The 17335-nt window shown below is 49.3% G+C and carries 16 protein-coding genes and 4 tRNA genes; 18 read left to right on the plus strand and 2 right to left on the minus strand.

What is annotated here, in order from left to right; all coding sequences use genetic code 11:
• The first annotated feature begins 10 nt into the window (after positions 1-10).
• The 15 genes from rpmF (at position 11) to ACTHRE_RS04485 (ending at position 11203) form a co-directional block, all read left to right on the plus strand.
• Positions 11-190, plus strand: a complete 180-nt coding sequence (gene rpmF / locus ACTHRE_RS04415; RefSeq protein ID WP_002240035.1) for a 50S ribosomal protein L32 — start codon at positions 11-13, stop codon at positions 188-190.
• A 92-nt stretch (positions 191-282) separates the two neighbouring features.
• A complete protein-coding gene (locus tag ACTHRE_RS04420; RefSeq protein ID WP_070825891.1) occupies positions 283-807 on the plus strand; it encodes a phosphoribosyltransferase in 525 nt (174 codons plus the stop codon).
• 122 nt (positions 808-929) lie between these two features.
• A complete protein-coding gene (plsX, locus tag ACTHRE_RS04425) occupies positions 930-2000 on the plus strand; it encodes a phosphate acyltransferase PlsX (RefSeq protein WP_070646608.1) in 1071 nt (356 codons plus the stop codon).
• Positions 2001-2152: 152 nt separating this feature from the next.
• The gene (locus ACTHRE_RS04430) at positions 2153-3115 is read left to right on the plus strand and encodes a beta-ketoacyl-ACP synthase III (protein ID WP_377073657.1); all 963 of its coding nucleotides are present in this window, start codon (positions 2153-2155) and stop codon (positions 3113-3115) included.
• Positions 3116-3166: 51 nt separating this feature from the next.
• On the plus strand, positions 3167-3514 hold the full coding sequence (locus ACTHRE_RS04435; RefSeq protein WP_377073658.1) for a DUF1294 domain-containing protein: 348 nt from the start codon (positions 3167-3169) through the stop codon (positions 3512-3514).
• Between the two features lie 9 nt (positions 3515-3523).
• Positions 3524-4450: an ACP S-malonyltransferase gene (gene fabD, locus ACTHRE_RS04440; protein WP_440344868.1), complete on the plus strand. Its 927-nt coding sequence runs from the start codon at positions 3524-3526 to the stop codon at positions 4448-4450.
• Positions 4451-4524: 74 nt separating this feature from the next.
• The gene (locus tag ACTHRE_RS04445) at positions 4525-5526 is read left to right on the plus strand and encodes a hypothetical protein (RefSeq protein ID WP_107697149.1); all 1002 of its coding nucleotides are present in this window, start codon (positions 4525-4527) and stop codon (positions 5524-5526) included.
• A 55-nt stretch (positions 5527-5581) separates the two neighbouring features.
• A complete protein-coding gene (locus ACTHRE_RS04450; protein WP_101755940.1) occupies positions 5582-6652 on the plus strand; it encodes a hypothetical protein in 1071 nt (356 codons plus the stop codon).
• On the plus strand, positions 6645-7682 hold the full coding sequence (locus ACTHRE_RS04455; RefSeq protein WP_101755800.1) for a glycosyltransferase family 8 protein: 1038 nt from the start codon (positions 6645-6647) through the stop codon (positions 7680-7682). Before ACTHRE_RS04450 ends, ACTHRE_RS04455 begins: the two co-directional genes overlap by 8 nt.
• A gap of 44 nt (positions 7683-7726) precedes the next feature.
• A complete protein-coding gene (fabG, locus tag ACTHRE_RS04460; protein ID WP_101755799.1) occupies positions 7727-8473 on the plus strand; it encodes a 3-oxoacyl-ACP reductase FabG in 747 nt (248 codons plus the stop codon).
• 268 nt (positions 8474-8741) lie between these two features.
• Positions 8742-10724, plus strand: coding sequence for a monovalent cation:proton antiporter family protein (locus tag ACTHRE_RS04465; RefSeq protein ID WP_003684484.1), 1983 nt, complete (start codon positions 8742-8744; stop codon positions 10722-10724).
• Between the two features lie 69 nt (positions 10725-10793).
• A tRNA-Val gene (locus ACTHRE_RS04470) sits at positions 10794-10869 on the plus strand.
• A 33-nt stretch (positions 10870-10902) separates the two neighbouring features.
• A tRNA-Asp gene (locus ACTHRE_RS04475) sits at positions 10903-10979 on the plus strand.
• 39 nt (positions 10980-11018) lie between these two features.
• A tRNA-Val gene (locus ACTHRE_RS04480) sits at positions 11019-11094 on the plus strand.
• Positions 11095-11126: 32 nt separating this feature from the next.
• Positions 11127-11203, plus strand: a tRNA-Asp gene (locus tag ACTHRE_RS04485).
• A gap of 290 nt (positions 11204-11493) precedes the next feature.
• Here ACTHRE_RS04485 and dacB read toward each other — a convergent pair.
• Both dacB and ACTHRE_RS04495 read right to left on the minus strand, forming a co-directional pair.
• The gene (gene dacB, locus ACTHRE_RS04490) at positions 11494-12906 is read right to left on the minus strand and encodes a D-alanyl-D-alanine carboxypeptidase/D-alanyl-D-alanine endopeptidase (protein ID WP_377073661.1); all 1413 of its coding nucleotides are present in this window, start codon (positions 12904-12906) and stop codon (positions 11494-11496) included.
• A gap of 70 nt (positions 12907-12976) precedes the next feature.
• Positions 12977-14404, minus strand: coding sequence for an MFS transporter (locus ACTHRE_RS04495; RefSeq protein ID WP_377073662.1), 1428 nt, complete (start codon positions 14402-14404; stop codon positions 12977-12979).
• 136 nt (positions 14405-14540) lie between these two features.
• Between ACTHRE_RS04495 and ACTHRE_RS04500 the strand changes: the two genes are divergently transcribed.
• The 3 genes from ACTHRE_RS04500 (at position 14541) to ACTHRE_RS04510 (ending at position 17270) form a co-directional block, all read left to right on the plus strand.
• Positions 14541-15107 carry an NADPH-dependent FMN reductase gene (locus ACTHRE_RS04500; protein WP_377073663.1) on the plus strand — a complete coding sequence of 189 codons (567 nt, stop codon included), beginning with the start codon at positions 14541-14543 and terminating at the stop codon, positions 15105-15107.
• A 145-nt stretch (positions 15108-15252) separates the two neighbouring features.
• The gene (locus tag ACTHRE_RS04505) at positions 15253-15930 is read left to right on the plus strand and encodes a response regulator (RefSeq protein WP_070584727.1); all 678 of its coding nucleotides are present in this window, start codon (positions 15253-15255) and stop codon (positions 15928-15930) included.
• A 29-nt stretch (positions 15931-15959) separates the two neighbouring features.
• Positions 15960-17270: an ATP-binding protein gene (locus ACTHRE_RS04510; RefSeq protein WP_377073664.1), complete on the plus strand. Its 1311-nt coding sequence runs from the start codon at positions 15960-15962 to the stop codon at positions 17268-17270.
• Positions 17271-17335 lie beyond the last annotated feature (65 nt).

Genomic DNA, 17335 nt, shown 5'->3' on the forward strand with positions numbered 1-17335 from the left:
GGAGCTTGAAATGGCCGTTCAACAAAACAAAAAATCCCCTTCTAAACGCGGTATGCACCGTTCACACGACGCTCTGACTGCGCCTTCTCTGTCTGTTGACAGCGCAACCGGCGAAGTACATCGTCCACACCACATCTCTCCAAACGGTATGTACCGTGGCCGTAAAGTGGTAAAAGCTAAAGGCGAATAATCTGTTCGTCTGACTGAAAAAGCCAGAATATTGCCATGCAATGACTGGCTTTTTTGCATTGCACCCTGTATTTTCCTCCTCGGAAGCACACCATGAAACGTAAAATCTGGTACACCTACGACGACATCCACCGCGTAATCAAAGGATTAGCGGAAAAAATCCAAAACTCCGGCACAAAATACGATGCCATGATTGCCATTGGCGGCGGCGGTTTTATCCCTGCCCGCATGTTGCGCTGCTTCTTGGAAATCCCGATTTACGCCGTTACCACAGCCTACTACGACAACGATCACGAAGGTCAAGTGACCGAGGAAGTGAAAAAAGTCCAATGGCTTGATCCCGTTCCCGATGTACTGAAAGGCAAAAACGTACTGGTCGTTGACGAAGTGGACGACAGCCGCGTTACCATGGAATTCTGCCTGAACGAATTGCTGAAAGAAGATTTCGGCACTGTCGGCGTGGCAGTATTGCATGAAAAAATCAAAGCCAAAGTCGGTAAAATTCCTGAAGGCGTCCCTTATTTCAGCGGCATCACCGTTGAAGACTGGTGGATCAACTATCCTTGGGACGCGCTAGACATTGACGAACACAACAAATTGGCCGCGCAAAACCAATAAATCTGGTACGACCGTCGCAACAAGCCTTTTCATCTGATTTTCAATTCAATCTCCTGAAAATCAGATGAGTGTGCTTGTCCGATTGTTTGAGACCGTCTGAAACACACAAACCGGAGAACAACATGATTACACTGGCCGTAGATGCCATGGGCGGAGATGCAGGCCTTGCGGTTACCGTCCCCGGTGCAGTGGATTTCCTGAAACAGCAATCCGACGTACATCTGATTATGGTCGGAGGTGAAGCAGCAGTCCGCCAAGCATTAAGCTCGGCAGGCGCGCCTATGGACCGTATTACCGTCTGCCATGCAGCGCAAGTCGTCGAAATGGATGAAGCGCCGCAATCTGCGCTGAAAAATAAAAAAGAATCATCCATGCGCATCGCCATCAACCAAGTCAAAGAAGGCAATGCGCAAGCCGCCGTATCGGCAGGCAATACCGGCGCACTGATGGCGACCGCCCGATTCGTCCTCAAGACCATTCCCGGTATTGAGCGCCCTGCCATCGCCAAATTCCTGCCTTCCGACAGCGAACACGTTACCCTGGCTTTGGATTTGGGCGCCAACGTTGACTGTACGCCCGAACAACTGGTTCAATTTGCCATCATCGGCAGCGAGCTGGTACATGCGCTGCACCCTGAAAAAGGCAGCCCGCGCGTCGCCCTTTTGAACGTCGGCACAGAAGACATCAAGGGTACGGATGCCGTCAAACAAACCTTTAAACTGTTGAGCAGCAGCAAACTCAACTTCATCGGTAATATCGAAAGCAACAGCGTTTTGTATGGCGAAGCCGATGTTGTTGTTGCAGACGGATTTGTTGGCAACGTTATGCTCAAAACCATCGAAGGCGCGGTTAAATTCATGAGCGGCGCCATCCGCCGTGAATTCCAAAGCACCCTGCTCAACAAACTTGCCGCTATTGCCGCCCTGCCCGCACTCAAAGGTCTGAAAGGCAAATTGGATCCGCGCAAATTTAACGGCGCTATTCTGCTTGGTTTACGCGGTATTGTGATTAAGAGCCACGGCGGAACCGACGAAGTCGGCTTCCGTTATGCTTTGGAAGAAGCCTACCACGAAGCCAAATCCGCCGGACTTGCACAAATCGAACAAGGCGTAGCCACCCAGTTGGCTGCTTTGGAAGCCGCCAAAGCAGCAGCCGAACTGGAAGAAACCGCTGCTCTAACAACGGAAGCTTAAGGCTGATATATACAGGCCGTCTGAAACTTCACAATGTTCAGACGGCCTGTTTTTATCTTTAATCACTGACTTCATTCTTAATATTGGGAATTTTCCCATTTTCGCTTACAATACCCGACTATCTGAATCAACTCTCTAAAAAGGCCGTTCTCATGCAATATGCCAAAATTTCCGGTACAGGCAGCTACCTTCCTGCCAACCGCGTCAGCAATGACGACCTTGCCAAAAAAGTGGACACTTCCGACGAGTGGATTACCACGCGTACAGGTATCAAATTTCGCCATATTGCAGACGACAGCGAAAAAACCAGCGACTTGGCCGCCGAGTCAGCGCGCCGCGCCTTGGCAGATGCCGATTTGCAGGCTAACGATATCGATCTGATTATCGTCGCCACAGCCACTCCCGATATGCAATTCCCTTCTACGGCAACCATCGTGCAGCAAAAATTGGGTATTGCCAACGGCTGCCCTGCCTTTGACGTACAAGCCGTGTGTGCCGGTTTTATGTATGCCCTGACCACTGCCAATGCCTACATCAAAAGCGGCATGGCAAAAAACGCTTTGGTCATCGGCGCGGAAACCTTCAGCCGCATCGTCGATTGGAACGACCGCACCACCTGCGTCCTCTTTGGTGACGGCGCAGGCGCGGTTGTCTTAAGCGCATCTGACGAACCGGGCATCATCCACGGCAAACTCAAAGCCGACGGCAACTACCTCAACCTTTTGAACGTCCCCGGGCAAATCGCCAACGGCCAGGTTTGCGGTTCGCCCTACATCAGCATGGACGGCCCCGGCGTATTCAAGTTTGCCGTCAAAATGCTGTCCAAAATCGCCGATGACGTTATCGAAGAAGCCGGATACACCGCCGATCAAATCGATTGGATTGTGCCGCACCAAGCCAACAAGCGCATTATCGACTCTACCGCCAAACACTTGGGCTTGAGCATGGACAAAGTGATCTTAACCGTCCAAGACCACGGCAACACTTCCGCAGCCTCCATTCCGTTGGCACTGGATGTCGGCATTAAAAACGGCCAAATCAAACGCGGACAAAACCTCTTGCTCGAAGGCATCGGTGGTGGTTTTGCCTGGGGTGCGGTTTTAGTGAAATACTAACGATTGGGCCGTCTGAACACCTCTTTCAGACGGCCTATTCTGCTCAAACCCATGAAATCCCTAACGTTTGCACTCTGCATCAGCAGCCTGTTTTTAAGCATAACGGCTGTAATATTGCCCAAACTGGCAATTGCCTATCTCACGCTAAGTGCATACGTTTTCCTGCTTTACTACCAAGACAAACAGCGCGCACGCAAGCACGGCAGGCGCATACCCGAAGCAAAATTGCACCTGCTCAACCTGCTTGGCGGCTGGCCGGGCGGTTATTGCGGCAGCCTCATATTCCGGCATAAAACCAGCAAACCCGGATTTGTCCGCACCTTCCGGCTGAGTGCCGCAACCAATACTGTCGCCACCCTCCTTCTGCTGGCAGACACCCTCAAACATTCAAACCAATAAGGAATTACCATGTCTTTCGCATTCTTCTTCCCCGGACAAGGCTCACAAAGCCTAGGCATGATGAACGGCTTTGCCGAGCAAGCCATCGTTAAAGCCACATTTGACGAAGCTTCCGCCGTATTGGGTCAAGACCTGTGGGCAATGATTAACGGCGAAGATGCCGAATTAATCGGACAAACCGTCAACACCCAGCCCATCATGCTGGCTGCCGGCATTGCCACCTACCGCGCCTATTTGGAAGCCGGCGGTAAAATCCCTTCAGTCGTTGCAGGCCACAGTCTCGGCGAATACACCGCCCTCGTCGCTGCCGGCGCATTGGATTTTGCAGACGCGGTCAAACTGGTTCGTCTGCGCGCCGAACTCATGCAATCTGCCGTACCGCAAGGCGTAGGCGCAATGGCCGCTATTTTGGGTTTGGAAGACGAACAAGTCAAAGCCATTTGTACCGAAGCCGCACAAGGCGAAGTCGTTGAAGCCGTCAACTTCAACTCACCGGGCCAAGTCGTGATCGCCGGCAACACCGCCGCAGTCGAACGCGCCATGGCCACTGCCAAAGAAGCCGGAGCCAAACGCGCCCTGCCGCTGCCCGTTTCCGTTCCCTCACATTGCAGCCTCATGAAGCCCGCAGCGGAAAAACTTGCCGAAGCACTGAAAGACATCACCATCAAACAACCGCAAATCCGTGTCATCCATAACGCCGATGTCGCTTCTTACGATGATGCCGACAAAATCAAAGATGCCTTGGTACGCCAACTGTACAGCCCAGTACGCTGGACAGAAACCGTCAACGCACTTGTCTCCGAAGGCATCACTGAATCCGCCGAATGCGGCCCCGGCAAAGTCCTCGCAGGCCTCGCCAAACGCATCAATAAAGAAGCCGCGTGCAGCGCATTGACCAATGCCGATCAAGTGACTGCATTTATCGAAGCCCACTAAAAATGTTTTCAGACGGCCTTATCCTGTCAGGCAAGGCCGTCTGAAAAATCAGCCCACTCCAATCCGAATACATTATGAAAAAAACCATTATTCTTGCCGTTCCCTACATGTACGGACTGGATCAATGTATCGAAAAAAATCTGCGTTTTCTTGGTTTTGATGTCATTAATCTGTGCTATGACGACCGAGATTCCTATTACCCGAACTTGGGCAGCAGACTTAAAAACCTCTACCACAAACACATCACCAAAGACGGCAACTATAAAAAATACCTCAAATACAGCCGCCACCTCGACGACATTCAACAAAAATTGGCCTTGCTAAACGGTAAAAAAGCCGATTATGCGCTCTGTATCCGTGCCAATATTTACCCCAAAGAAATCATCGCCACCATCCGCGAACACAGCAATGTTTGCGTGAATTATCAATGGGATGGCGTAGGACGCTTCCCAGATATTATTGAATATTTGGATTATTTTGACCAATGCTGGGTTTTCGATCCCGACGATATTCAAAAATATCCACAATGCCGTTTCAAAGCCACCACTAATTTTTACTTTGACTTTCCCGTGGCGGAATATACCCCCACCAACAAACTCTACTTTTTAGGCGGCTACGAACTCAGACGCGAAGAACAAACCAAACGCTTTATCCAAGAAACCGAACGCCTCAGCCTACCCTTGGATTTTCATATCTACTGCAAAGACGACAGGGCTGAAAAAGCCTTCGGACACAACGGCATCCGCTATCTCGACCGCAGCAGCATCCTCAGCTTTGAAGAAAACCTCAGCCAAGTGCAAAGTTGCGGTGCAGTCGTCGATTTTGCACAATTCGAACATTACGGCTTATCATTCCGTATCTTTGATGCGTTGCGTTTCGATAAAAAACTGATTACCACCAACAAACATATCTTGGAAACCGACCTATACCACCCGGACCGCGTGTTCGTATGGGACGGCGGTAATTTAGACGCATTGCCTGAATTTTTGGCACGTCCGTATCAGCAACCTGCCCCTGAAATCAAAGCCTATTATTCGTTTACACAATGGCTAAACCGCCTGATCGGCATTGATTAACCTTATTGCCCACGGCAGATACCCCTGCCTGACAAAATATTACATTAAATACATTATGAGTAAGAAAAAAGTCATTCTCGCCATGCCGGAACTCTTCAAAATCCACGAACTCATTATTGAGAACTTGGAGAAATGCGGATTTGAAGTGCTGTCCCTGACCTATGAAGAAAAAGAGTTCAAATACAAAAATGTATTTCAACGGCTGAAAAAAATTTGGTATCGAAATATTCTTGGGCAAAAAGACTTCAAAAAACGGACCATGTTCCGCGCCGTAGAAGAACGCCTCAATACCCTGTTAAGCGAACATCCCGAACAAGCGGATTATTGCTTCATGATTTGGCTGGGCGCCTATCCGAAAGACTTCATCGCCAAGCTCAGAGCGCATTCAAAATTAATGGTGTATTACAACTGGGAAGCCCTGACCTTCTTAAAAGAAGACTTCGACAACATCGAATTTTTCGACAAGTTTTACTTTTTCGATCCGTTTGACCAAGGCAAACACCCTGAATACACCGAAAAACTCTTTCCAACCACCAGCTTCTACTTTGACAGCTTCAGGCCGTCTGAAAACCCGCAAAACAAAATCTTGTTTATCGGCTCGTACGCCGCCGACCGTAACAACGACATCCGCGCATTTTGCGAAGCTGCACGTTCAATCGGTTTAGAAATAGATTTCCGCTTGGCCAGCAAGAAAATCGAAGAAGAAAAAGCAGCTTTGGGCATTCCCGAAGTCGAGTTCTTCTCCTTTGAAAACGCCCTCTCCTATCGTCAAAACTTAGAAGAAGCGGCCAAATCCTCCGTATTGGTGGATTTCCTCAACCGCAAGCACTACGGTCTCTCTTTGCGGATTTTCGAAGCGATTGGATTGGACAAAAAACTGATTACGACCAATCCGACCATCGCACATTACGATTTTTATCACCCGAACAATATGTTCTACTGGGACGGAAGCAACCTTGAAGAACTCAAAGCCTTCCTGACCTTGCCGTATGTACCGCTTGCCCCAGGCTTGAAGCACAAATACAGCTTCAGCAACTGGATCAGCTGCGCATTTGATATTGAACCGAATATCCCTATCGGATTACCTGAAATCAATAGAGAAGTTGTGGGGAATTTAAATGTTTGAAAGAGAAAAATTAGTATTAGAAACTGTTCATATCCGCAAACGAGAATTCATTGAACAGCCGAAACATATTGTTTATGCAGCCGATCAAAACTATATCAAACACATCGGCACTGCGTTACTTTCTGTACTGCAAAACAATACCAGTCGAATACATTTTCATTTGTTAGTTAGTGGTTCAGAAGGTTATGATTTTAATATTTTCGATCAAATTGAAACATCAAATCAAAACTACGCAATAAGCGTTTACCATTTAAATACAGAATACTTTTCTACCCTGCAGACTACCCATTATTTTACTATCGCTATGTATTACCGTATGAGTATCCCTTGCTTATTAAAAGGTATTGCTCATACTGCGCTTTATTTAGATACTGATGTACTGTGCTTGGGCAACATTGATGATTTATTTGAAATCGACATTTCAAATTCTTTGATTGCCGCCGTACCTGATGCAATCTTATACAGAGCATATATAAAACAACTCAATCAATTTGGTTTTACAGATACTGAGCCTTATTTCAACTCTGGGGTCATTCTATTCAATATTGACAAATGGAATGATATGGCAATAGATAAAATTTTGTCTGAAAAAATGCAAGCCGTAGAAAAACAGAATTTTAAACTCTCCTGTCCAGACCAAGATATTTTGAATTTAGCCTGTATAGGTCATGTACACTGGCTTTCAGAAAACTTTAACTGGATACATTGGCATCAAAAATACAGTGAATTAATCGACAATCCCAACAATATCCGCTTAGTCCATTTTGTTGGTCATATCAAACCGTGGCATCAATTAGGCTTCCACCCCGCATATGATCAATATTTTAAGAATTCCCCATGGAATAACGGATATCTAGAACAACCTCTATCAACTTGGTTGCCCTTTCCAAATCCTAAAAGGAAATTTAGACAAGCAGCCAAACGGCTTTGGAAACAAGGACAAAAAAAGCAAGCATGGGCATACTACAAAGAATATTTATTACGCAGAATCAACAAACGACGGTATCAAGCACCCTCCCTAGGTAAATAAGGCCGTCTGAAACCATTTTTCCAATCGCAATTAAGGAATAAAACATGAGTACACAAGATTTAAGCGGCAAAATCGCTTTGGTAACCGGCGCATCGCGCGGTATTGGTGCGGCGATTGCCGATACTTTGGCTGCGGCCGGTGCAAAAGTTATCGGTACAGCCACCAGTGAGAGCGGTGCGGCTGCAATCAGCGAACGCTTGGCACAATGGGGTGGCGAAGGCCGTGCATTGAATTCTGCCGAACCTGAAACCATCGAAAACTTGATTGCCAACATCGAAAAAGAATTCGGCAAACTGGATATTCTGGTCAATAACGCCGGCATTACCCGCGACAACCTCCTGATGCGCATGAAAGAGGAAGAATGGGACGACATCATGCAGGTTAACCTCAAATCTGTGTTCCGCGCCTCCAAAGCGGTATTGCGCGGCATGATGAAACAGCGTACCGGCCGCATCATCAACATCACATCCGTTGTCGGCGTGATGGGCAATGCCGGCCAAACCAACTATGCGGCCGCAAAAGCAGGCTTAATCGGCTTCTCCAAATCTATGGCGCGTGAAGTCGGCAGCCGCGGCATTACCGTCAACTGCGTTGCCCCCGGCTTTATCGACACCGATATGACCCGCGCCCTGCCGGAAGAAACCCGCAAAACCTTTGAAGCGCAAACTTCTTTGGGCAAATTCGGTGAAGCGCAAGATATTGCCGATGCAGTTTTGTTCTTGGCTTCTGATCAGGCAAAATACATTACCGGTCAGACACTTCATGTCAACGGCGGCATGTTGATGCCGTAAACCGTTTGTTTATTTAAAGGCCGTCTGAATATTTCAGACGGCCCTTTTTGTCAATCAAAACACTACTTTACATTCTATCTTGATATAATCTTAACAATCCGTTAGATAACGCTCGAAACAGTAAGTCCAAATAAGCATGATACGGGAAATCAAATCGCAGAAATGAAGTTCATTCTGTGCGTTTTTATTTGGGTTTGCTGTCGGTTTTCGACGTGTTTCAGACGGCCTATATAACAATAGCTACTTTTAACGAAAGGCCGCCCACTCTATGCACGAATTCTCCCTCGGTCCCATTGTCATTGTCCTGTTGGTTTCCGTCATTACGGTTATCTGCTGTCGCAAGTTCAACATTCCTTCCATGCTCGGTTATCTTTTGGTCGGTTTTATTGCCGGTCCGGGTATGTTCAAACTGATTCCGCAAAGCCACGCCACCGACTATTTGGGCGAAATCGGCATTGTGTTCTTGATGTTCAGCATCGGTCTCGAATTCTCCCTGCCCAAGCTCAAAGCCATGCGCCGCCTCGTATTCGGTTTGGGCGGTTTGCAAGTCATCATTACCATGCTCTCAATTATGGGCATTTTGATGGCAATGGGCACGCCGTTTAACTGGGCGTTTGCTACTGCAGGCGCACTGACCATGTCGTCCACCGCCATCGTCAGTCGCATTCTGTCGGAGAAAACCGAGCTGGGTCAGCCGCATGGTCAAATGGCCATGGGCGTTTTGCTGATGCAAGATATTGCCGTGGTACCGCTGATGATTCTGATTCCGGCGCTTGCCGGCGGCAGCGAAGGCAACTTGTGGGTAGAGCTGGGCTTGGCCGGCTTGAAAATGTTGCTGACCTTGGGCATTTTGTTCGTTATCGGCAGCCGTGTGATGTCACGCTGGTTCAGACTGGTTGCCAAACGCAAATCGTCCGAACTCTTTATGATCAACGTTTTGCTGGTTACTTTAGGCGTGGCCTATCTGACAGAGCTTGAAGGCCTGTCTATGGCATTGGGCGCATTCGTTGCCGGTATGCTGCTTTCCGAAACCGAATACCGTATTCAGGTGGAAGACGACATCCGTCCATTCCGCGACATCCTGCTGGGCTTCTTCTTCATTACCGTCGGTATGAAGCTCGATATTCAGGCGCTGATCGGCAACTGGCAGCAAATCCTGATTTTGTTGGCAATCCTGTTGGTCTTGAAAGCACTGGTCGTCTTCATCATCGCTTTGCGCATGAAAAACCCTGTGGGAGACAGCCTCAAGAGTGCGCTTTATTTGGCGCAAGGCGGCGAGTTCGGCTTCGTGATGCTGGCTATTTCCAGCAAAATCAATATGGTTTCGCCCGAATTGGAACAAGCAGCCACTGCAGCCGTCTTGCTCTCCATGATTGCCGCACCATTCATTTTGGGCAGCAGCGATGCCATCGTCAGCCGCTTCGTCAAATCCGACTGGGACATGAAAGCCTTGGACTTACACTCCATGTTGGTGGAAACCATGAGCAAATCCGAACACGTCCTGATTATCGGTTTCGGACGCGGCGGTCAATCAGTTGCCCGTGTATTGGCGCAAGAAGGCATCCCCTACTTTGCCCTTGACTTGGACATTGCCCGCGTACAAGTGGCACGCAACGCAGGCGAGCCGGTTTCCTTTGGCGATGCCAAACGCCGCGAAGTCTTGGAAGCCGCCGGCTTGGGACGCGCCAAAATGGTGGTCATCACGCTGAACAATATGCATGAGACCCAACATGTTCTTGGCAACATCATGTCCATGCATCCGAGCATGCCGGTTTATGTTCGCGCCACGAATGACGATTACGTCAAAACCTTTACCGAAATGGGTGCAGAAGAAACCGTTTCCGATACCAAAGAAACCAGCCTGGTGCTGGCAAGCTATGCCATGTTGGGTCACGGTCTCTCCTACAACCACGTTTATCAAACCATAACCCATATCCGTCACAGCCGCTATGCATCTTTGCAAGACTTGTTTGTCGGCAGTGATGATGACAGTTTCTCCGACGAAGACAGCAAGGCCGTCTGCCGCCATGCCTTCCCCTTGCAAGGCGAGGCACACGCCATCGGCAAAACCATCCGTGAATTGCCATTGGCAGCGCATTATCTGAAACTATTGTTTATCCGCCGCAATACCGGAAAAATCCAAGACCTTGACCCTGATTTTGTTCTGGAAAACGGCGACATTTTGGTTGTCGCAGGCAAGCAGGAAGAAATTATTTCCTTTGAAAACTGGTGCTTGCAGGGAGATATCTAATTATCGACAAATAAATCTTGCGCGCATCAGGATTTTTTGGTTTAATAGCGTCTTCGCAATTTTGCGCATGGGTGATTAGCTCAGTTGGTAGAGCGTCTGCCTTACAAGCAGAATGTCGGCGGTTCGACTCCGTCATCACCCACCAAGTTTCTTTTTCATTGTCTATGACAGTGGATGCGCGGTGGTAGCTCAGTTGGTTAGAGTACCGGCCTGTCACGCCGGGGGTCGCGGGTTCGAGCCCCGTCCGCCGCGCCATTATTTAGAAATACTGATTCCTCAGTATCTCCCTTTTTCGGGTGATTAGCTCAGTTGGTAGAGCGTCTGCCTTACAAGCAGAATGTCGGCGGTTCGACTCCGTCATCACCCACCACTTTCCTTTTCATTGTCCCTGACAATGGATGCGCGGTGGTAGCTCAGTTGGTTAGAGTACCGGCCTGTCACGCCGGGGGTCGCGGGTTCGAGCCCCGTCCGCCGCGCCATCAAGTTAAAAATAAGAAATACCGGTTTTTACCGGTATTTTTTCGTCTGTATCCTATGTCTTTTTATAAAAAATCCAGCTATTTAAATAGTATAAACAGGACAACACAATAAAGCAGACATATGGTTTAAATCCTGAAAGACCATCCATCTCAAGCGGATTCACACCAAACGCTTATTCATCAAATCCCTATATCATCTATTCAAAATAGACATAAATACTTGCCTTCCCCTCTTACACAAAGGCCATCTGAAAACGTCAATACATTTTCAGACGGCCCTTTTTAGCTTATCAAGCCTGATACCTAATCATGCAAGAGGCCTTAGCATCAATCCAATGTTCGCCACCTGGCTGAACAATTTTAGACACCAGCTTATCCAAGTCGCGTAAATAATCGGTTGATTTTTGGCTATTGATAATGACGACAACCAGCAACGGCTTTTCACCCAACCAATATCCTGCCAATGCACGGACATCTTTAAGCGTACCGGTTTTAAGGCGTAAGTTTTCACCGGGCTGTTTCAAGCGTGTTTTAAGCGTGCCGTCTTTACCGGCAATCGGCAGCGTACTGATAAACTCGTTTTTAAACGGGCTGAAGTAGGCTTTTTCCAACATTTGCGCCATCATTCGCGCATTGAGCCGTTCTACGCGGGACAGGCCTGAGCCGTTTTCCAACACCAGCCCTTCCGTATTGATACCGGCAACCGCCAACTCGCTTTTTACGATAGACGCGGCCTTGGCCTGCGCCTGCTTGTAATCAGATATATGTCCGGCAAATTTAAGGAAAACCGAACGGGCAATCAGATTATTGGAATGCTTGTTCATATCGGTGAGGATATCGGCAAGCGGTTTGGATTGATGACTCGCCAACACATGCGCGTCATGAAGCGCAGCACCTGTCGTCAGGCCGTCTGAAATCGTGCCGTCTTGTTGGCGCCATTGGTTGACAAAACTTTTGCCGACAAATTCTTTCATGCTATACATATTCAGATACAGCTCTTTGCCCAAGCAGCTTTCCGGCAGCTTGCCCAATACGGTCAGCGTATTGTTTTTATAGGAAGTTTTCATGTGGTTCTTTAAAACGCTGCACTTCCCTTCCTTATCTTCAAGCGTCAATTTGTTTTGAATGTTCAAATTCGGCAGCGGCGGATTGGTACGGATGACCAAGCTTCCGTCTTCTTCTTTTTCAGCACGAAGTTCAACGGTTTTATACGCCAACATATTAGGATCGGGCGGCGTCATAAAGCTTTCGGCAGAATCGGAAGCAAAATCATCCGGATTCTTCACATCGCCCCACAGGCTGCGGTCGAGTATCAGATGTCCGTCAATATGGCGTATGCCCTTATCGCGCATCTGTTGCTGCATTTGCACCAAACCATGCTGATCAAACACAGGATCGCCGCTCCCCACCCAATACACGTTGCCTTTCAACGTATCGCCTTTGATTGAGCCGTTGGTTTTAAACTCCGTTTTCCAACGATAATCGCCGCCCAGCATACGAAACGCGGTAAACGCCGTTACCAGCTTCATGGTCGAAGCAGGATTGCGCAATTCATCGGCACGGTGTTCGGCAATCACTTTGCCGCTGTCCAATTCCTGCACATAAACAGAAATCTCATTTTCAGGAATACGCCCGAAATCCAAAGCCCATGACGGACAAACCGCCATCATCAGGCTGATTGATAAAATACTTTTCAACTTCATTGTGTTACAAAAATCTTATAAATTCTTACAAGGTACTTAGGCCGTCTGCACGTTTCAGACGGCCTTTTATTTATTTCTGATGCGCTTTCAAACGCAAAGCAAACATGACGACCACAACACCAACACCCAAAGCGCAACCCATCGCCAAATGGATACCGTCCAGCATTGCCTGTTGCGGCATATCTGCGCTGGAAAGTTTCTCGCCGATATTGGTCGCACCGACGAAAAACGCCGCGCCGATGGCACCGGCAATCGGGTTGATGGTGGTCAGAATCGCCGCACCGTGCGGATTGAGCGTTTTCGGCAACGCGTTCAGACCATGGGTTTCGCCGGTTACACAAGCAGACACGGAAAGCGCCAACAACGTAAACATCGCTGTCAACATCACCACTTGTGTATCAATCCGTAAAAACAGCCACAATACCGCCAGCGACACCACCAGCATCACTGTTGCAGGCAAGACGACAAAACGTCCGCCCTTTTTGTCCAACAATTTGCCGAACAAAGGCGCGGCAACTGCTTGGGCAATACTCGCAGGCATCAGTATCAGGCCGGTTGCCGTACCGGTCAGCATCAGCACTTGCTGCGTGTACATCGGCACCATCAGCTCCAAGCCCAAGAACAGGAATATCGCACCGGCCAAAATCACAACGCAATATCTGAACTGTTTGTATTCAAACGCACGAAGGTTCAACAACGGCGTAGCCAAACGGAACTGACGGTGCGCAAACCAACCCACCAGCACAACGGAAGCGGCAAAGAGCAGGATAAATTCCACCAGCGGCATATGGGCAAAATTACTGCTCGCATAAACCAGCCCGCCGAAGCCCGCAATCGACAAAACTGCCGACAACATATCAATTTTCGGACGGCTGATGTTACTCAAATTGACCGTCAAATATTTGCCCACCAGCACCATCGCCGCCAACATAAACGGCGCGGTAAAGCCGAACAGCACACGCCAATGCGTATGGTCGATGATGATGCCCGACAGCGTCGGCCCCATTGCAGGCGCGGCGGTAAACATCATGGTAATCACGCCCATCGCCGTTCCTCGTTTGTTGGGCGGGAAAATCGACAACACGCCGTTAAACAGAAGCGGGACAAAAAACGCGGCAGACACCGCCTGCACCATACGCCCCACAACCAAAATTCCGAAAGTAGGTGCAAACACGCAAATCAGCGATCCTGCTAAAAACGTTGCCTGCGTAAACAGCACCATTTTGCGCGTTTCAAACCATTGAATCACGCCGGCCGTAATCGGCGTAAATGCCCCCATGACCAGCAAAAAGCCCGTTGTCAGCCATTGAACCGTGGTCTTATCGACACCAAAATCTTTCATAATCGGCGTAAGCGCGACATTCAGCAGCGTGTCGTTGAGATAGCCGAAAAATGCGCCGATGAATAAGGTGGCGACAATGGTTTTAGCTGGAAAGTCGGGATTGTCGGCATAGTATTCGTGTGCCGTTGCGTCCTCTTGCGAATCAGAAGCGTGCATAATAATTTGAAATATCAGCGAAACCGTTATTTTAGCATAAACCATTTTGACAGGCCGTCTGAAACCTTGACCGCTTCCCCAGATAATACTAAAATTTAGAATTGTTTTCATTTTTATTATTAAACAGGAGAAAAACATGTCAAAGAAAGTCAGCATCTTGGTCGGCAGCCTGCGTAAAGGCTCGTTCGCACGAAAAGTTGCACAAAACGTCATTTCCATGTTCCCCGAAGGCTACGAAGCGCAAATCGTCGAAATCGGCCATTTGCCTTTATACAACTTCGACTACGACGATCCTACCGTTACCGACTTCCCCACTCCATCCAGCTATACCGAGTTCCGTGAAACCATCAAAGCCTCTGCCGGCGTATTGTTCGTGACTTCCGAAAACAACCGTACCATCCCCGCCTGCCTGAAAAACGCCATCGACATCGGTTCCAAACCCAATGCCGATGTTGCCTGGAAAAAAACACCTGCCGGCATCATCAGCCATTCCGTCGGCAAAATGGGCGGTTATAGCGCGCAAAAAAATCTGCGCCTTGCCCTTTCGTATTTCGATATGCCATTGACCGGCCAACCGGAAGTGTTCCTCGGCAACTCGCCTACCCTGTTTGACGACAACGGCCAGCTCATCGAATCCGCGCGCGGCTTTGTTCAAGGCTATATCGACCAATTGGTTGCCTTGATTGAGAAAAACCCTAAATAATCGGAATTGAAGCATACAGGCCGTCTGAAAAACGAATTTCAGACGGCCTCACCTTTTGCAAAAAATCAGTTTTTCAACCCTTCCTAAATTTTTACTAATTGAGTGCAGGTATAATCACTATCCACCCATCCTCCGGAGAACTTCCATGCGCGTATTATTGGTTGAAGACGATGCCATGATTGCCCAAGCCGTCAGTGCCAACCTGAAAGACACCGGCTACGCTGTCGATTGGGTCAGCCGCGGTTCGGAAGTTGCCGCAGCAGTGGCGGCGCAAGCATACGATTTGCTGCTCTTGGATTTGGGTTTGCCCGGCAAAGACGGTTTGGACGTATTGGCGCAAATCCGCAACGGCGGCTGTACCATTCCCGTCTTAATCGTGACCGCGCGCGACGATTTGCACAGCCGGCTCAACGGCCTAGACGGCGGCGCAGACGACTACATCGTCAAACCCTTCGACATGGCGGAACTGCAAGCCCGTATGCGCGCCGTATTGCGCCGACACGGCGGACAGGCGCAAACGCTGCTGACCAACGGCATCATCACACTCAATCCTTCCACCCATCAGGCGGAAGTGGTCGGGCAGGAACAGGCCATCATGCTCAGCAACAAAGAATTTGCCGTCCTCCAAGCCCTGCTGCTGCGTCCGGGCATGATTCTGTCACGCAGTGATTTGGAAGACAAAATTTACGGCTGGGGTGAAGAAGTCGAAAGCAACGCCGTTGACTTCCTGATTCACGCCTTACGCAAAAAACTCGGCAAAGAAGCGATTCAAAACGTCCGCGGGGTCGGCTGGCTGGTTGCACAAAACAACCAGGCTGTCTGAAAAACCACAACAACACCAACACACAAACCATGCAACGCCTTATCCACACCATCAAACAATCCCTGCAAGTCAAGATCAGCCTCGCCCTGATCTGTATGCTCCTGCCTCTATCCATCCTTGCAGGCATATTTTCATATTACGATACTTATCACGAGACCCAAGAGGTTCAAGACGACCTGTTGCGCCAAGTCGCGAACTATCTCGACCCGAGCGATGCCGATGACGAGAATCACTCGCTCGATAACGACAACAAGATTTCCGTTCAATTTCCCAATACGCCCAACCCCATTGTCAGCCTGCCTGAGAAGATTTCAGACGGCCTGCACACCATTCAGGCCGACGACGACGATTACTACCGCGTTTATACCCGCAACACCAAGCAAGGCCGCATCGCCGTCATGCAGGAAAGCGACTACCGCGAAGAGCTGGCCGAAATGGCCGCCGTACAGAGCATCCTCCCCATGCTCCTCGCCCTGCCCCTGATTATCCTGCTCACCGTCTGGATTACCCACCGCGCCATGCGTTCCGTCAAAACCCTGTCCAACGATTTGGAACAGCGCCAAATCAACGACCTCTCGCCGATGGACACCCAAAACATTCCCAGCGAAATCCAAGGCTTTGTCGTTGCCATTAACAACCTGTTGCAGCGTACCGACGAAAATGTCCGCCAACAGCAACGCTTTATCGCCGATGCCGCACACGAATTGCGCAGCCCCATGACCGCCCTTTCCCTTCAGGCAGAGCGGCTCAACAATATGCAGCTGTCCGCCGAAGCGCGCGAGCAGTCCGCCCTGTTGCAACAAAGCATACAGCGCAACCGCCACCTGCTCGAGCAACTCCTTTCCCTCGCACGCGCCCAAGCACCCGAAACTCAACGCCCTAAAACCCTGATCAGCCTGCAAAACCAGTTCCGCCGCGTCTTGCAGGAACTCATGCCGCTGGCGCTGGCCAAAGGTCAAGACATCGGTGTTGCCGTTGAAAACGACTGCCAAATCCACGCCGACGACACTGAAATCTACACCCTTATCAAAACCTTTACCGACAACGCCATCCGCTATACCCCTAAAGGCGGCCGCATCGATTTAGGCTTTGATGAAACCGCAGAATACCTCAACATCTGGGTGGAAGACGACGGCCCCGGCATTCCCCCAAGCGAATGCCAACGCGTTATCGACCCCTTCTACCGCATTCTCGGTACCGAGCAACAAGGCACCGGCTTGGGGCTTTCCATCGCAAACACCATTGTCAAACGCCATCAAGGCCGTCTGAAACTGGCCGACAGCCGACGCTTTGACAGCGGCTTGCTGATTATTGCCGAGTTAGATAAAAAGACGCTTTAAATAATCGACTCAACCAAATGATTTATCTAGCTTTAAGCCGATGAATCAAAACTCTAAAACCAAAG

The sequence above is a fragment of the Neisseria sp. P0001.S007 genome, from assembly GCF_051963655.1.
GTDB classification, from domain to species: Bacteria; Pseudomonadota; Gammaproteobacteria; order Burkholderiales; family Neisseriaceae; genus Neisseria; species Neisseria subflava_A.

Bases quoted from the DNA above. Each gene is read 5' to 3' on its own strand.
- plsX (WP_070646608.1), top strand. From the start codon at position 930: ATGATTACACTGGCCGTAGATGCCATGGGCGGAGATGCAGGCCTTGCG.
- fabG (WP_101755799.1), top strand. From the start codon at position 7,727: ATGAGTACACAAGATTTAAGCGGCAAAATCGCTTTGGTAACCGGCGCA.
- ACTHRE_RS04455 (WP_101755800.1), top strand. From the start codon at position 6,645: ATGTTTGAAAGAGAAAAATTAGTATTAGAAACTGTTCATATCCGCAAA.
- rpmF (WP_002240035.1), top strand. From the start codon at position 11: ATGGCCGTTCAACAAAACAAAAAATCCCCTTCTAAACGCGGTATGCAC.
- ACTHRE_RS04430 (WP_377073657.1), top strand. From the start codon at position 2,153: ATGCAATATGCCAAAATTTCCGGTACAGGCAGCTACCTTCCTGCCAAC.
- dacB (WP_377073661.1), bottom strand. From the start codon at position 12,906: ATGAAGTTGAAAAGTATTTTATCAATCAGCCTGATGATGGCGGTTTGT.
- ACTHRE_RS04450 (WP_101755940.1), top strand. From the start codon at position 5,582: ATGAGTAAGAAAAAAGTCATTCTCGCCATGCCGGAACTCTTCAAAATC.
- ACTHRE_RS04495 (WP_377073662.1), bottom strand. From the start codon at position 14,404: ATGCACGCTTCTGATTCGCAAGAGGACGCAACGGCACACGAATACTAT.
- ACTHRE_RS04465 (WP_003684484.1), top strand. From the start codon at position 8,742: ATGCACGAATTCTCCCTCGGTCCCATTGTCATTGTCCTGTTGGTTTCC.
- ACTHRE_RS04500 (WP_377073663.1), top strand. From the start codon at position 14,541: ATGTCAAAGAAAGTCAGCATCTTGGTCGGCAGCCTGCGTAAAGGCTCG.
- fabD (WP_440344868.1), top strand. From the start codon at position 3,524: ATGTCTTTCGCATTCTTCTTCCCCGGACAAGGCTCACAAAGCCTAGGC.
- ACTHRE_RS04510 (WP_377073664.1), top strand. From the start codon at position 15,960: ATGCAACGCCTTATCCACACCATCAAACAATCCCTGCAAGTCAAGATC.
- ACTHRE_RS04435 (WP_377073658.1), top strand. From the start codon at position 3,167: ATGAAATCCCTAACGTTTGCACTCTGCATCAGCAGCCTGTTTTTAAGC.
- ACTHRE_RS04445 (WP_107697149.1), top strand. From the start codon at position 4,525: ATGAAAAAAACCATTATTCTTGCCGTTCCCTACATGTACGGACTGGAT.
- ACTHRE_RS04505 (WP_070584727.1), top strand. From the start codon at position 15,253: ATGCGCGTATTATTGGTTGAAGACGATGCCATGATTGCCCAAGCCGTC.
- ACTHRE_RS04420 (WP_070825891.1), top strand. From the start codon at position 283: ATGAAACGTAAAATCTGGTACACCTACGACGACATCCACCGCGTAATC.